Origin of the sequence: Ochrobactrum chromiisoli (assembly GCF_026241335.1) — a bacterium.
In the GTDB taxonomy this organism is placed as follows: Bacteria; Pseudomonadota; Alphaproteobacteria; order Rhizobiales; family Rhizobiaceae; genus Brucella; species Brucella chromiisoli.
The window spans coordinates 1-15,574 of sequence record NZ_JAPHAV010000017.1 but is presented as its reverse complement, the minus strand read 5'-3'; the positions used below and the strand labels follow the sequence as shown (position 1 = coordinate 15,574).

The window sequence follows — 15,574 nt, the reverse complement described above, 5'->3', positions numbered from 1 at the left end:
ACAGGATTTGATGATGAGCGAACTGACCGCACTGACTATTGCCGAAGCGCGCGATAAGCTGAAGGCTAAAGCCTTCACCGCGACCGAACTGACAGAAGCCTATATTGCGGCTATTGATTCCGCCAATGACAAGCTCAATGCCTATGTCGCTTTGACGCCTGAAAAGGCGCGCGAAATGGCAAAAGCATCGGATGCACGCATTGCCGAAGGCAAGGCCGGTGCTCTCGAAGGTATTCCGCTTGGTGTGAAAGACCTGTTCGCGACCAAAGGCGTGCACACGCAGGCCTGCTCGCATATTCTTGATGGTTTCAAGCCGGAATACGAATCGACCGTCACCGCCAATCTCTGGGCTGATGGCGCGGTCATGCTGGGCAAGCTCAATATGGACGAATTTGCCATGGGCTCGTCCAACGAAAGCTCCTATTATGGCCCTGTGAAAAACCCTTGGCGCGCAAACGGCTCAGATGTTGATCTGGTGCCGGGTGGCTCTTCGGGTGGTTCAGCGGCGGCTGTTGCTGCACATCTTTGTGCAGGCGCTACGGCGACCGATACCGGCGGTTCGATCCGCCAGCCAGCAGCCTTCACAGGCACAGTGGGTATCAAGCCGACTTATGGCCGTGTTTCGCGTTGGGGTGTCGTTGCTTATGCATCGTCGCTTGATCAGGCTGGTCCGATTGCTCGCGATGTACGTGATGCTGCGATCCTGCTGAAATCCATGGCATCGCTTGATCTCAAAGATACGACATCTGTTGATCTGCCTGTGCCGGATTATGAAGCAGCGATCGGCAAATCGCTGAAAGGTCTCAAAATCGGTATTCCAAAAGAATATCGTATGGATGGCATGCCAGAAGAAATCGAAAAGCTTTGGCAGCAGGGCGTTCAGTATCTCAAGGATGCGGGTGCGGAAGTCGTTGATGTATCGCTGCCGCACACCAAATATGCGCTTGCTGCCTATTATATTGTGGCACCTGCAGAGGCTTCGTCTAACCTCGCACGTTATGATGGTGTGCGTTACGGGCTGCGCGTACCGGGCAAGGATATTGCCGACATGTACGAACAGAGCCGCGCCGCTGGCTTTGGCAAGGAAGTAAAGCGCCGCATTCTGACTGGTACCTATGTTCTGTCAGCTGGCTATTACGATGCTTATTATCTGCGCGCGCAGAAGGTTCGCACGCTGATCAAGAAAGACTTTGAAAATGTCTTTGCAAGCGGCGTTCATGCAATCCTGACGCCGGTTACGCCTTCTGCTGCATTCAGCATTGGCGATAAGGAACTCGCAAACGATCCGGTCAAGATGTATCTCAACGACATCTTCACTATCACGCTCAACATGGCTGGTCTGCCGGGCATCGCAGTCCCTGCGGGTCTCAACGATCAGGGCCTGCCGCTTGGGCTTCAGCTGATTGGCCGTCCGTTTGAGGAAGAAACATTGTTCCAGGCAGCAAGTGCAATCGAGCAGGCTGCGGGACGCTTTACGCCAAAGAAGTGGTGGTAAAATCTGAAACTCTTATTCGCCGTGCCCGGCTTCGATCCGAAAATCGGGATCGATTTTCAAGAGGATCGAAGCCAGAATATAAAAAATTAGAGCGACCTTTGTGCGTCCAAGTGGACGCACAGCGCTCTATGTCTGGCGAATTTGTTTTGATGGCTGAAATTGCGGTGCGCGCATGGCAAACCGCAGCGCGTGAGATTGTTCTGACGGATGAAAGACGGTCAGAACTTCAGTCCAAATTCCTTCGCGATTTGCGCGAAAATACCGATGGTGTTCTGTTGGCGGAGCGAAGCGGCGAGATTTGCGGCTGGGGCGCTCCCGTCCCGAAAACAAACTATGTTTCTGATCTTTGGATTGCCCCTGCCTTTCACGGTCAGGGAGTGGGCGGCGCCCTGCTTGACGCACTGATGGCACAGATTGTTCTTGATGGTTTTGTGGAAGCCGAAATTGGCACCCATGCCGATAATTTTCCAGCAATCGGGCTTTATGAAAAAGCAGGGTTCAGGATCTATCACCGCAGCGAAGAATGGTCGGAGTGCTTTGGCCGAACGGTTGAAAAAGTCCGTATGCGGATCGTCTTGTAAAGTTTCATTGTCATTTGGGCATATGCGCCTATCCTCTGTAAGGAATCATTTTTCAGCAGGAGGGGCTTATGTGGATTATGCTTACGGATGTCAGTGGCGAGCGTGTTGCCGTCAACTTCAATCACGTCCTGTCTTACAATGCATATGGCACCGGAACGCGTATTGTGACGCTGAGCACTGATCTGACATTCTTCGTTAAAGAGTCGATCGATGACATTCAAACCAAGCTCGGCATCGATGTGAAAAGCTGAAACATATAGAAAAAACGTCAGCGTGCATAACACGCTGACGTTTATCTTTTGTGATCTGGCTGGCGAAAAGCTTAAATATCAAGCTCTTCCACAAATGCAGCGCGATCCTGAATGAAGCGGAAGCGTGCTTCCGGCTTTGTACCCATCAGATCATCAACAGTGCTGCGCGTTTCATCAACGTAATCTTCATCGACATGAACGCGCAGAAGCGTGCGCTTCTTTGGGTCCATGGTCGTTTCTTTCAGCTGATCGGCACGCATTTCGCCAAGACCTTTGAAACGGCCGATTTCGATTTTACCGCGCCCGGTGAACATCGTGCGAAGCAGTTCATCCTTGTGCGCATCGTCGCGCGCATAGGCGACTTTGCCGCCTTGGCTCAAACGATAAAGTGGCGGGACTGCCAGATAAAGATGGCCGTTGCGGATGAGGTCCGGCATTTCCTGATAGAAGAACGTGATGAGCAGCGATGCGATATGCGCGCCGTCAACGTCAGCATCAGTCATGACGATCACGCGATCATAGCGCAGATCGTCTTCGCGATAATTTTTGCGCGTACCTGCTCCCAGTGCCTGTACGAGGTCGGCAATCTGCTGGTTGGCTGTCAGTTTTTCACGGCCAGCACTGGCCACATTGAGAATCTTGCCACGCAGTGGCAGGATCGCCTGATTGGAACGATTGCGTGCCTGCTTGGCGGAGCCGCCGGCCGAGTCACCTTCGACGATGAAAAGTTCTGCACCTGCCGCCGCATTCTGCGTACAGTCTGCAAGCTTGCCCGGAAGGCGCAGCTTTCGTGTCGCACTCTTGCGGACGGTTTCCTTTTCCTGACGGCGACGCAGGCGTTCTTCGGCGCGATCAACAACCCAGTCGAGCAAGCGCGAAGCTTCCTGCGGTGAAGCCGCCAGCCAGTGGTCAAACGGGTCGCGGATAACATTTTCGACAATGCGCTGCGCTTCAACCGTCGCAAGCTTGTCTTTGGTTTGGCCAACAAATTCTGGTTCGCGAATAAAAACTGACATCATGGCAGCAGCCGATGTCATCACGTCATCCGTTGTGATGATTGAGGCGCGCTTGTTGTTAGTCAGTTCTGCATAAGCCTTAAGGCCGCGCGTCAATGCAATGCGAAGGCCTGCTTCATGCGTGCCGCCATCGCCGGTTGGGATCGTATTACAGTAGGAATTGACAAAACCATCGCCGCCATACCAGGACACAGCCCATTCAACGGCGCCATGCCCGCCCTGCTTTTCGGTGCGGCCCGAGAAAATCTCGCGCGTCACCTGATGCTCTTTACCCAGTGAGGCTGCGAGATAATCTTTCAGGCCGCCGGGAAAGTGGAAAACAGCCTTTTCGGGTGTTTCTTTTTTTGGATCAAGAAGAGATGGATCGCAGTTCCAGCGGATTTCAACACCGCCAAACAGATAGGCTTTCGAGCGCGCCATGCGGTAAAGCCGGTGCGGATCGAAATGTGCAGCCTTTCCGAAAATATCCGGGTCGGGATGAAAGCGGACGCGCGTGCCACGACGATTATGCACTTCGCCGACATCTTCAAGGCCGCCTTGTGGAATGCCGCGCGAGAAGCGCTGGCGATAAAGACGGCGATTGCGGGCGACTTCAACTTCCAGAACATCGGAAAGCGCATTAACCACTGAGACACCGACACCATGCAGACCGCCGGAGGTTTCATAGGCCTTGCCGTCAAACTTGCCGCCTGCGTGCAGCTTGGTCATGATCACTTCAAGCGTCGATTTTCCCGGCACCTGTGGATGCTCGTCCACTGGAATGCCGCGTCCATTATCGCTCACAGTCAGGAAGCCTTCGGCATCAAGACTGACTTCGATGAAATTGGCATGGCCTGCAACGGCTTCGTCCATCGAGTTATCGATGACTTCTGCGAAGAGGTGATGCAGGGCTTTTTCGTCGGTGCCGCCAATATACATGCCGGGGCGCAGACGAACCGGCTCAAGGCCTTCGAGAACGCGAATGGAGGAGGCGTTATAATCATCGCCGCCTGATGAAACAGGTGGAGCTTTGGTTGCAGCAGGTGCTGGCTTCGGTGCAGATGATGGCGTCGCCGTTGGCGCAACAGGCGTCGATGCAGGCGCCTTTTTGGGCTGCTGCTCCATCTGCCGTTCACGGGCATTGTTGACTACTCTGGAAAAGAGATCGTTGCTGTCGTCCATCTTTGTCCGAAAAGCTTTCTGTCTGAAACCGAAAGAACCGTCCCCACTGAACGGCACGAAATAAGTTGTCTGCGAATCACAATGATAATGCCATGAGAATACCCGCAATGCGAACAAAGTTCGCCTTACGTTCCGCTTTTGCCCGGAGTTATCAAATGATTTTGCTCGCAGCGCAACAGATTTGCACCAGAAACGTGGCGAAAGTCAAACCGGGCGCTTTTCGTAATCGAATTAGGATGGAAACGGGCATGGCATTCGCGTAAGCGCAATGGAGTTGAGAAAATTGCGAGTAGCGAGATGCAGGGCAGGGCGGCAGGCGGCTTAGAAGCGCATGTAAAGGGCATGGCGATCATGGTGCTCTCGGTATTGCTGTTGCCGCTTATGGATGCCATCGGCAAATGGCTTGCGATGATGGATAATATGCCGCCGGCGACCGTCACCTTTATGCGCTTTTTCATTCAATCCTGGCTAATGTTCCTGATCCTTGTTGTGATGGGCGGGATCGCAGCGCTGCGGACCACGCATCTTGTCGGCAATCTTGTGCGCGGCGCACTGATGGGCTTTGGCGGAACGTGTTTCTTCACTGCCGTCAAATATATGCCTCTGGCGGATGCCATGGCGGTGTTTTTTGCCGAGCCGTTGATCCTGACGCTGCTTTCAGCGGTATTTCTCAAGGAGAAAGTCGGCTGGCGTCGTTTCAGCGCTGTTGGTATCGGCCTGATCGGGACGATGATCGTTATTCAGCCAAGCTTCGAGATTTTCGGCGCAGTATCCTTGTTGCCTCTCGCAACGGCTGTAACTTTTGCGATCTATCTGATCCTGAACCGGAAATATGGTGCGAAAGAAGGCCCGGTCGTGATGCAGTTTTACGCCGGTATCGGTGGATCGCTGATTGCGGGGCTGTTTATGGTTTTCGGCACGGCTATGGGCGTGCAAGACTTAGGTTTTTCGTTGCCGCATAGTCTACAGCCCTGGCTGCTTCTGCTTTTGCTGGGTACAATCGGCACTGTCAGTCACCTTCTGGTGGTGCAGGCATTCAAGCTTGCACCGGCGTCGATGCTCGCGCCGTTCCAGTATCTGGAGATCGTCAATGCGGTTCTGGTCGGTTTGATTGTCTTCGGCGATTTCCCAACGCCCTCCAAATGGTTCGGAATCGCAATTATCGTGGGATCAGGTTTCTATGTGTTTATGCGCGAGCGGCGCGTGAAGAGCGTCTGATTATTTGGTCTGACGAGGGCCAAAGACGCTTTCGAAAGCTTTGCCCAATGCCACATCGACATCGCCCATCGTCACCGGTAGCCCCAGATCGACGAGGCTTGTCACGCCGTAATCAGCAATCCCGCACGGTACGATGCCGCCGAAATGTTCGAGCTCCGGCTCGACATTGATGGCAATGCCGTGGAAGCTCACCCAGCGGCGCAGGCGGATGCCGATCGCGGCAATCTTGTCTTCGCACATGCCACCAGTGGCAAGCAGAGGCTTTTCCGGGCGAACAACCCAGACGCCAACGCGATCTGCGCGCCGTTCGCCTTTGATATTGAATTGTGCAAGTGTTTCGACGATCCATTGCTCTAGCGCCGTCACAAATGCGCGCACATCTTCGCGGCGACGCTTCAGATCGAGCATGACATAGGCCACCCGTTGGCCGGGACCGTGATAAGTATATTCGCCACCGCGCCCGGTGTTGAACACTGGAAAGCGATCCGGTGTCAGCAGGTCCTCGGAATTTGCGCTGGTGCCTGCGGTATAGAGTGAAGGGTGTTCAACAAGCCAGATCAGCTCATTTGCTGTCCCTTCGCGAATGGCTGCGACACGCGCTTCCATAAAGGCGAGCGCTTCTTCGTAATCCGTTAAACCGTCAGTGATCAGCCAATCGACAGGCTGATCGTTTGACGATATGGGCAGAAAATGCGTTGGGCGGTATCCGTCGCCGGATTTTTCGGGAAGGGGGGATGCAGAGCTTTCTTTCATGATCGCAGCATATGACGTTTTTGTAGGTATACTGCCAGATGTCAAAATGCCTCTGCCTCAACAGCCTGTTGCAATCAAAACGTCTTATGCAGATCTACACAAAAAGGTTTGCGCAGATTTCTCGCGGTTCCTTGTCAGGCCTTTGGGCCGCTATATATTTATCCCTACTATTCAGCGCAGGTTCATCAACCATCAATCATGATGTTTGCAGTTGAAGTGGAGAAGAATATGATTAATTCACTGAAAAAAATGATGGTCGGCTTGATTGGCGCAACATTTTTAGTGGGGGCGATTGCTCCTGTTTCCGCATCGCCGGTCCTGCCCACTGCACAAATCGCCAGTAGCGATAACATTGCCAATGTTCGGGATGATCGCTGGCGGCGCCACGGTAACGGCAACTGGAATAGCCACCGCCCCGGTCCACGTCCGGGCTGGAATGGTCACCGTCCTGGCCCACGTCCCGGCTGGAATGACAATCATCGCCCGCGTCCGGGTTATTGGAACGGCCATCGTGGCTATAACCATTATCGTAACGGCTACCGCCGTCACAATGATGGCTGGTGGTATCCGCTGGCAGCGTTCGGCGCTGGTGCAATCATTGGCGGCGCAATTGCGAACCAGCCGGCACCGCAGCCGGTATATCGTTACAGCAACAACCATGTTCAGTGGTGCTATAATCGCTATAAGTCCTATCGCGCTTCGGACAACACGTTCCAGCCATATAATGGGCCTCGCCAGCAGTGCTATTCGCCGTACCGATGATAGCAATTTGAATTTTCAGAATGACAGCCGCCTCGCAAGGGCGGCTGTTTTTATATGCAATATTTTCAGCAAAAGTGCAGAGCATTTCTGTGGGCTTGCCCCTGTTTAGTGAAGAGCTTTTGGCACTAATTTTCGGTTCATCATCTCGAACTGGACCAGCGATTTATACGCGAGCGGATGGGCCACATCCTTCGGACACCAAAGTGAACAGGCGATCTGCTGCGCCAGGACGCTCAGACAGGGGAAAGCCGCCGTTGTTCGCCTTCGCTGCATGACTTTCACCTAAGCGTCAGTGCATATCGCGCACAACATAATCGTCCGGAACGTTGATGGCGAGATCGGGTGCTTGCCATCACAATCGTTTAAACACCGCCAAACACCGACCAATTCATGTCCCAGCACAAGATTTCCAAAGCACGCGTTCCCAATAATGAATTGCCATGTTGGTTGAGTCCCGGAGACCAAACAGCTATTGAAGCGATACCGGGCACAACCGCCAGAATCCCCCCACCCACGCCACTTTTTGCCGGCACGCCAACCCGGAATGCGAAATCACCAGAGCCGTCATAATGGCCACAGGTCATCATAAGGGCATTTATGCGGCGTGCACGCTCGACGCTGACAATGCGGTGTTTGCTGATCGGGTCTCGACCGGAGCTGGAAAGGAAAAGCGCAGAACGGACGAGCTGTTCACACGACATCGCCAGTGCACATTGGTGATGATAAACACCCAGCACATGAGACGGTATATTATCGAGATTGTTATTGGCCTTTAGCATATTGGCAAGTGCAGCATTATTGAAGCCAGTAAGGTCTTCCGCCTTGGCTACATTTTCATCAATATAGATGTCATGATCGTCTGCTGCTGACTGAACAAAACGAACGATCTCGCCAATGGTTTCACGGGGCTTATGCGTGCTGAGCAACAGATCGGCAATAACAATTGCACCGGCATTGATAAACGGATTGCGCGGAATTCCCTTTTCCAGTTCGAGCAGGATACTTGAGTTAAAGGGATCGCCGGATGGCTCACGGCTGACACGCCTCCAGATACTGTCACCTAGTTTTCCAAGTGCCAGTGTGAGCGCAAAGACCTTGGAAATACTCTGAATTGAGAATTTTTCTTTAGCATCTCCGGCAGAAATCAATGTGCCATCATGCAGCATAATCGCTATGCCAAACTTTGAAGGATCAACCCGTGCAAGAGGCGGGATATAGTCGGCGACCTTACCACGATCCCCCGCCGTTTTAAGGTCAGCCTCGATTTCGCAGAGAACGGCGCGCAGACGCTGTTTCAAATCCACACCTTTGAAGGTCGCATCGCATAACGAATATCTATCGGAAAACTGCGATGACGTTTCTCATACGAATAATCACAGCACATGAAACAGAATGGCTAAACCAACTAAGCCATTCTGTCCATTTTTAGATGTTGTTGCCTTACCGCTTTACGTCAAAGTCACGGGTTTCCGGCATCATAAACATTGCGATAAGCGATATGATACTGGTTGCAACCACATAATATGCAGGCGCAACGGCACCAAAAATACCGATCAGCCAGGTTATAATGAACTGTGTTGTTCCGCCGAAAAGCGTCGCGCCAATCGCATAGATCAGGGAAACACCCGTTGCACGCAAGGCGATCGGCATCATCTCAGGAATAGCCACCAAACTCGCGGCACCGCTCATTGCAGTCAGCAAAGTAACAGAGGCGGTCACGATCAGCAGAACTGTCGCATCTTTGGATACAGAGAGCCAGAAAAACAACGGGATGATTGCCAGCATCAAAATGATACGGGGCCAGATCATGACACCCTTGCGACCATATTTGTCAGCCAGATAGCCAGCAACCAGCGCAAACAGAAATGTCATCGTTCCGCCGAGAACAGTTCCGGCCTGAGCAAGGATTGCAGGCAATTTCAACGTCTGAATCGCATAGGTCGTCATGAAGTTACCGACCTGGGTTGATACGGTGGTCGAAATAATCGCCAGAACGCCGAGAACGAGGTAACGCCCATGATCAGAAAAGACCGATGTAACGATCTGTGTCCCGCTTTTTTCGCTCGGCTTTTCCAGAGTTTCAGGCAATGCACGGCGGATATAGATTGCCAATGGGATCAGAGCGAGAGATACCAGAAATGGAATACGCCAGCCCCAGGACACCAGATCTTCATGTGGCAGATACCACGAAACCAGAACGCCCATAAGACCACCAGCGACAACAGCGATGCCTTGGCTTGCGATCTGCCAGCTTGCGTAAAGGCCACGTTTTTCGCGTGGGGCAGCCTCAATCAGCATTGCCGAGGCAGGGCCTACTTCACCGCCCAAAGCCAACCCCTGTAACAGGCGGCACATCAAAACGATGATTGGCGCCGCCATCCCGATGGCTTCATATCCCGGCGTTGCCGCAAGTCCAAGCGTGCCCACCGTGATCAGGGTCACAGTCAAAATCATGGCTGCACGACGTCCTGCTTTATCAGCAAATGCACCAATCAAAACGCCGCCCAGCGGGCGCGTAAAAAAGCCAACGCCAAACACGGCGACAGAGGCAAGCAGGCTGGCTGTTTCACTGCCCAACGGGAAAAATGTCTGCCCGATATAGACTGCGAAAAACGAATAGACGATGAAATCGTAAAACTCGAGTGCATTCCCTGCGACTGCCGCAGCTATTGCCTTAACCGGCGGCTTATACTCCTGATCAATCGAATTGACTGCCCCAGGGGTCGCTCTGTGTATTGCAGAAGCGCTCATCATTGTCCTCCAATGGATGTAGTAATCTACTCAGATTTCGTGGCCTGCTTTGCGATTCAGGAACGCTTCTGCGAGCGTGACCCAATAAGCGGCACCTTCGACGATATTTGCATCATTAAAATCAAAGTGGGGGTTATGCAGAGCGCAACTTTGTGGGCCTGCCTGATCACCGTTGCCCAGGAAAAGATAGGAGCCGGGGCATTCTTCGAGCATAAAAGCAAAGTCTTCACTGCCGGTCATCGGCGTCGTTTGACGAACGAAATTGCCTTCAGCAGCAAAGCTTTCTCCAACGTCACGAGCAAACTCCGTCTCGTTCGGAGAATTCAGCAGCGCAGGATAACCGCGACAATAATCAATGGTGGCTTTCACGCCGAAACTCTGCGCTTGTGATGTTACAAGATCGGTGATCCGCTGTTCAAGAAGATCCCGGACATCTGGTTTGAAACAGCGCACCGTCAGTTCTATTCTCGACGTCTCAGGAATTACATTGTTCGCTACACCGGCCTGCATAACACCGACTGTTACCACAGCCGTATCAAGCGGATTAACATTGCGTGCCACAATCGTCTGTAATGCCATAACGATTGATGCCGTCGCGACAATCGGATCGGCTGTTCTATTTGGCAGAGCGCCATGCCCTCCGCGGCCTTCGATGGTAATAAAAACGCTGTCCGAAGACGCCATCATCGCGCCATCGTAAAACTGCAACTGTCCCTGTGGGACGCCCGGCATATTGTGAATACCAAAAACGGCATCACACGGATATTTTTGAAATAGCCCATCGGCAACCATGCGTGCTGCACCACTGTCGGGGCGGCCATATTCTTCTGCCGGCTGGAAAATGAGATTCACGGTGCCATTGAAGTTACGACGCTCAGCAATTGCTTTAGCGGCAGCAAGCAACATTGTTGTATGACCATCGTGACCACAGGCATGCATCACACCGGCATTCACACTGGCATAGGGCAGATTGGTTTCTTCAAAGATTGGCAAGGCGTCCATATCAGCACGCAGTCCAATTGACGCCGTTGAACCACCATGACGCAGCCGCCCGACAACCCCCGTTGTGCCGATATTGCGCTCAACTGTGTAGCCCCACCCTTCCAAAAGGGAAGCAACAATGCCCGCAGTTCGGGTTTCTTTAAAAGCAAGTTCCGGGTGCTGATGCAGATCACGCCTGATCGCAATAAATTCACCAGCGTCGCGTTCGATCAGCTCTCTGATATCCTGCATATTTGCCCCATAGATTTTGTTCTCTATTCCGCTAGCTACGGGTTGCTTTTCTATTTGTCCAATGCATAGTAAATTTGATTATCATGCATAATACTCATGTTAATTTAGGAAAATTACGTGAACATCCAGCAGCTACGACATTTTATTGCTCTTGCGGAGAAAGGCTCCTTTACGCGAGCGGCCGAGCACATCAGTCTGACACAACCGGCCCTCTCTCGAAGTATCGGGCAGTTTGAAGCTGAACTCGGCATGAAGCTTGTCGACCGCATTGGCAAACGCTGCGAAGTAACCGCCTTCGGCCATGTGGTTCTTGAACATGCACGAAGAGTGATTTTCGAAACCGAAGAACTTTACCGCGTTGTCAAACAACAACATGAAGGCAGCGCAGGACGCATAAGAATTGGTCTTGGCTCCACGCCAAGCGCGTTGCTGACGGCTCCATTGCTCAGCCGGTTTTCGACAACAAATCCATCATTGCATATTTTACTTATGCGCGGCTCCATCCCGCTACAGGTTCAGGCTTTGCGCGATAGAACACTTGATATGCTTGTCGTTGAAATCAAAGGAGTACCGGTTACCGCAGATTTGAGCATAGAATTGCTGCCAGAATTGCGCGCCGGGTTTCTTGCCAATTCGGAACACCCGCTTGCTAAACGTGAAAATGTCAGCTTCTCTGATCTGGGTCCTTGGCCGTTGGCAACCACGATGCTCGCGCCTGAACAGATACGAAATATGGTTGCTATGTATGGACCACAAGCCCATCCGGACGAGAGTGTAACGTTTCATTCAGATGCCATAGATGGGCTTCTGCAAACTGTATTACATAGCGAAACGGTCTATTATGGTGTCCTTGCACCAGCGCATGAGCTAATGGATTCGGGCCAGCTTGTAGAGGTTCCAATCAAACCTGTTTCACATCGTTCTCAATTTGGCATTGTTCGTCTCTCGGGCCGGTCCCAACCGCCTATGTTTCCCACTCTTAAGAAAATTATTAGTGAGAAAATGGAGGAATGGAGCAGGATTTAATGGGCATCGGCCTCTGTTTATGCCTTCCTGCAATATTGGCGCCTACACAAGTCAAAGCGGAAAAAAGAATATGCACGTCCTGGACTTGTCACGGTTTTCTTCCGCCTCCTTGAATAGACTATTGGACATTAAGGAGGAGAATTTTGCAGTTTTATATACATGCGATTTCAGATGCGAGGCCGTTTGCATTATGTTTAGGCCATGTGGACGAATTGACTCAGGTATAGGTTTTCGGGTTCCAGATTATCAGTTGAGGTGATTCATATGTTGTCGACGTGTTTGGAGGTCGGCAATGTGCACCAAGATGACAGAGAGTGACTATGAACTGGCACTGGAGGTTTTCCGCGCCCGTCTGCCAGCCGATGGCGCGAAAGCCAAAAATGACTGTCTATTCTTTGAAGCGCTACATTATTTCACCCTCCACAATATCTCGTGGCGAGCACTGCCGGAACGGTATGGTAATTGGAACAGCATATGGAAGCGCTTTGATCGCTTGGGTAAAGCGGGTGCTTTCGAAGACTGTTTTCTATTTTGGCAGGGCTTGATGAAAGCGCTCATCTGATTGCTATGTTTGACAGCACCGTCATTCGCGCCCATGTTTCTGCTGCCAGTGCAAAAGGGGGTAGAAAGGTCAAGCGCTCGGGCGTTCGCGTGGAGGGTTTGGAACTAAAATCCATCTGAAAACCGATCGAAATGGTCAGCCCCTTGGGTTTGAACTGACCGGTGGTGAAGCTTCCGATCGCAAACAGTTTAAAAGCCTCATGGAAACTGGACCTCAAATCAGGCACCGCGCTATCATTGCTGACAAGGGCTATGATAGCGACGTTAACAGAGAGACTGCGCGAAAAACTGGGGCTATCCCTGTGATCCCTTACAGATCAAACAGGCGCAATATTCCGAAATATTTTGCCGTTGCACTTTACCGAGGTCGCGCACGTATCGAACAAATGATGGGGAAGCTCAAACGCTTCAAACGTGTCGCATTACGCTGCGAGAAAACAGGAAGAAACTTCCGATCTATCGTCCCAATCGCAGCGGTTTTCATCTTAATCAAACCCGTCCACACGGCCTAGCATCAGACGCTTTACCTGGCCGAATAGAGCTTCCGGCGAAATTCACCACTCAAACAAAAGACCTGGTCGTTGTGGTAAATCGCGAGATTGAGGCGGAACGAGTAATTGAGCATAGTTACTATATGGACAGCATCCCTGTTGATGCCACCCCTCCGAAAGATGCTATTATTAATAATGGCAAAAGGAGAGTTATGCCCCCTGAATTCAGGGAGGGTGCGCCATATGTCCCGCGTGAGAAAAGACCAGAAGGGGCTCCTGTTGGCCTAATCGGGAAATTGCGGATACGCAAAGATCAGTTGAAAGCTGATAGATGGTTATTGTTACGCGAGGTTTCTGAGGAAATAGAAGAATGGCTGGTTTGCTAGCCACCCTCTTCTTTCTCACGCTTTAACTTTTGACCTACCTCTGTGAGAATAAAGCGATATCCATCCCATTTCCATTCAGGATAAAACTCTTGGAACTCCTTTGTAAGCTCCTCAGCTTCGCGTGGAGAGTACGGAACTTTACGCTCATATAGAAACGCTACGATGCCGTTTTGCAGGGCGTACTCTCTAATCTTAGTATAGTTGGCCCCGAACCCCTTTGCGCCTCGTAATAGTTCAGATGGAAGTCCTATCACACGCTGTCCATCTGGGTTGACGTGGTATAGCGTCTCGTTGGTAGTCAATGCGTATTTTGCCATGATGCCGTCCAGCCAGAAGCCGTCTCGTTGGTCAATCTGTGCGACCCATGCAATATGGTCACGGAAACTGTAGTCAGCAGCTTCAACCAATGCATCAGATAATGTTTCATTCGACGCAAATATACCAACCTTGTCATCGTTACGTATGATTTCTTTTAGGTCATTGATCATGGCCTGAAAGTTTTTGTATCCAGGCATAACCAAAGGAGCCGTTTCCGATGCGCTGAAGAGTATGGAGATTGGAGCCACGTGTTTTTTAACAGTCGGCATGAAGACGGAAAAAAAATTGATGGCGCAATAGATCAATAGTGCGGATGCAATGGCGTAAGATGTTCTTAGCCAAACCCAAGACAGCAATATGGCAACGCTGTACGCCATTGCTGGCAACGACCAAAAAATGATAGGTAATATGTGCTGATAGCCAGGAGCTTGGGTTCTAGAAAATATCAGATAAGTTGATATGCTGCATATCGAAGTAAATAAAATTGTCTTGTTCTTGTTTTTCAGTGCCAATGCTACACCAGCAATGAACGCAAAAAACAACGGATACCCAAGAGTCATGATAAGCTGATGAGCCTGAAACAAGAATGGTCTTTGATAAGCAGAGAACATCTGTCCGTGCGGTGTACTTATTGACCTGATCGCGATATCGAACTGCAAAAAATAAAGGATAGTTATAGTAACAGCAGAAGAGGATATCACAAATGTGATTGAACGCTTTAATAATTCTGCTCTGTTTTCTTGTGATGAGTAGATTTCAAGGCAGAGAATAAGAAAAGTAGCCACTCCAATCCCGACACACGAGAAAGCGTACCAGCGACGAAACATAAACGCGAGCCAAACTAAAAGGCCGTATAAAATACCGTAAAGGACAGCATTACGTCCTCCGCGTTGCAACCAAGTATTGAAAAGCAGAGTTGCAAGACCTAGTGGTATCAGTCCCGCAATATCCGGGTATCCTCTCAATGTGGCCGACCAAAGTGGATGAGCAAAAAACACTATGGAGAATGACGAGATTATCAATGGTAGTCGAAATTCAACTGTTTTGATAATTGATGAGCGCGAGATTATATATGCTAATCCAATTGCGGGAAGCATATAAGTAAATACGATAGCTAAGATATAGCCGATACGTGACGTGCCGAAGAAAACATAGAATGGATATAGAAAAGGTAGTGTAGAGAGATTGTAGTCGTCGTTAATGATAGACTGTACTAGCCATGTCATCCAATCTCCTCCATTGGAGACCAAAGACATAAATTTCTGGTAGAGACGAAAATATGAACCCCAATCCCACATATATACCGGGGTTTCTAAAGATACGAAACGAACTACGAAAGACGCGACAAAAAAACCGATAGCTATGCCAATTACTGAACATGTCGCTGATTTGATATGATTGTTCGTCACAAGCCTAGCCTTCGGTTCTTCTATCGATGATAAACGTAACCGGGGCAGATTTGTTGGCAGTTCTTTTGATTTTGTTTTTGAGTCGAAGTCAGAAATATCAAACACTGTGCATATCGCGAGTTTCGCATCGATATTTCATGCCTATGGGATTCCTGATTTTGG

13 protein-coding genes and 1 pseudogene are annotated in these 15,574 nt (G+C 50.8%); 8 read left to right on the top strand and 6 right to left on the bottom strand.

From position 1 onward, the window contains the following. Positions 1–13: 13 nt before the first annotated feature. From gatA to OPR82_RS19850, 3 genes are all read left to right on the top strand, one after another. Positions 14–1,495, top strand: coding sequence for an Asp-tRNA(Asn)/Glu-tRNA(Gln) amidotransferase subunit GatA (gene gatA, locus OPR82_RS19860; RefSeq protein ID WP_265986624.1), 1,482 nt, complete (start codon positions 14–16; stop codon positions 1,493–1,495). A 128-nt stretch (positions 1,496–1,623) separates the two neighbouring features. After that, positions 1,624–2,076 carry a GNAT family N-acetyltransferase gene (locus OPR82_RS19855; protein ID WP_265986623.1) on the top strand — a complete coding sequence of 151 codons (453 nt, stop codon included), beginning with the start codon at positions 1,624–1,626 and terminating at the stop codon, positions 2,074–2,076. A 68-nt stretch (positions 2,077–2,144) separates the two neighbouring features. Beyond that, entirely contained in the window at positions 2,145–2,327 is a 183-nt protein-coding gene (locus tag OPR82_RS19850) for a hypothetical protein (protein ID WP_265986622.1), read from the top strand. 71 nt (positions 2,328–2,398) lie between these two features. Here OPR82_RS19850 and parE read toward each other — a convergent pair whose 3' ends face one another. Further along, positions 2,399–4,504: a DNA topoisomerase IV subunit B gene (gene parE, locus OPR82_RS19845; RefSeq protein ID WP_265986621.1), complete on the bottom strand. Its 2,106-nt coding sequence runs from the start codon at positions 4,502–4,504 to the stop codon at positions 2,399–2,401. A gap of 297 nt (positions 4,505–4,801) precedes the next feature. On the opposite strand from parE, the gene OPR82_RS19840 reads away from it, so the two are divergent. Beyond that, positions 4,802–5,722 (top strand): DMT family transporter, encoded by a 921-nt coding sequence (locus OPR82_RS19840; protein ID WP_265986620.1) that lies wholly within the window; start codon positions 4,802–4,804, stop codon positions 5,720–5,722. Here the strand turns inward: OPR82_RS19840 and lipB are convergent, their stop codons facing one another. Beyond that, on the bottom strand, positions 5,723–6,475 hold the full coding sequence (lipB, locus tag OPR82_RS19835; RefSeq protein ID WP_265986619.1) for a lipoyl(octanoyl) transferase LipB: 753 nt from the start codon (positions 6,473–6,475) through the stop codon (positions 5,723–5,725). 228 nt (positions 6,476–6,703) lie between these two features. Between lipB and OPR82_RS19830 the strand changes: the two genes are divergently transcribed. Next, entirely contained in the window at positions 6,704–7,237 is a 534-nt protein-coding gene (locus OPR82_RS19830) for a BA14K family protein (protein ID WP_265986618.1), read from the top strand. A gap of 362 nt (positions 7,238–7,599) precedes the next feature. Here OPR82_RS19830 and OPR82_RS19825 read toward each other — a convergent pair whose 3' ends face one another. The 3 genes from OPR82_RS19825 to OPR82_RS19815 all read right to left on the bottom strand — a co-directional run bounded on the left by OPR82_RS19825 (position 7,600) and on the right by OPR82_RS19815 (position 11,221). Beyond that, entirely contained in the window at positions 7,600–8,535 is a 936-nt protein-coding gene (locus OPR82_RS19825; protein WP_407673280.1) for a glutaminase, read from the bottom strand. A 142-nt stretch (positions 8,536–8,677) separates the two neighbouring features. Continuing rightward, on the bottom strand, positions 8,678–9,988 hold the full coding sequence (locus OPR82_RS19820) for an MFS transporter (RefSeq protein ID WP_265986616.1): 1,311 nt from the start codon (positions 9,986–9,988) through the stop codon (positions 8,678–8,680). A gap of 30 nt (positions 9,989–10,018) precedes the next feature. Then, positions 10,019–11,221, bottom strand: a complete 1,203-nt coding sequence (locus OPR82_RS19815) for a M20 aminoacylase family protein (RefSeq protein ID WP_265986615.1) — start codon at positions 11,219–11,221, stop codon at positions 10,019–10,021. Positions 11,222–11,338: 117 nt separating this feature from the next. Here OPR82_RS19815 and OPR82_RS19810 point away from each other — a divergent pair, with 117 nt between their 5' ends. The 3 genes and pseudogenes from OPR82_RS19810 to OPR82_RS22835 all read left to right on the top strand — a co-directional run. Next, a complete protein-coding gene (locus tag OPR82_RS19810; RefSeq protein ID WP_265986614.1) occupies positions 11,339–12,247 on the top strand; it encodes a LysR family transcriptional regulator in 909 nt (302 codons plus the stop codon). Between the two features lie 292 nt (positions 12,248–12,539). Further along, positions 12,540–12,809 (top strand): transposase, encoded by a 270-nt coding sequence (locus OPR82_RS19805; RefSeq protein WP_265986612.1) that lies wholly within the window; start codon positions 12,540–12,542, stop codon positions 12,807–12,809. Positions 12,810–12,891: 82 nt separating this feature from the next. Beyond that, positions 12,892–13,320: pseudogene (locus tag OPR82_RS22835) on the top strand (IS5 family transposase); the annotation flags it as partial. Positions 13,321–13,681: 361 nt separating this feature from the next. Here OPR82_RS22835 and OPR82_RS19800 read toward each other — a convergent pair. Further along, positions 13,682–15,517, bottom strand: a complete 1,836-nt coding sequence (locus tag OPR82_RS19800; RefSeq protein WP_265986611.1) for a hypothetical protein — start codon at positions 15,515–15,517, stop codon at positions 13,682–13,684. Between the last annotated feature and the right edge of the window lie 57 nt (positions 15,518–15,574).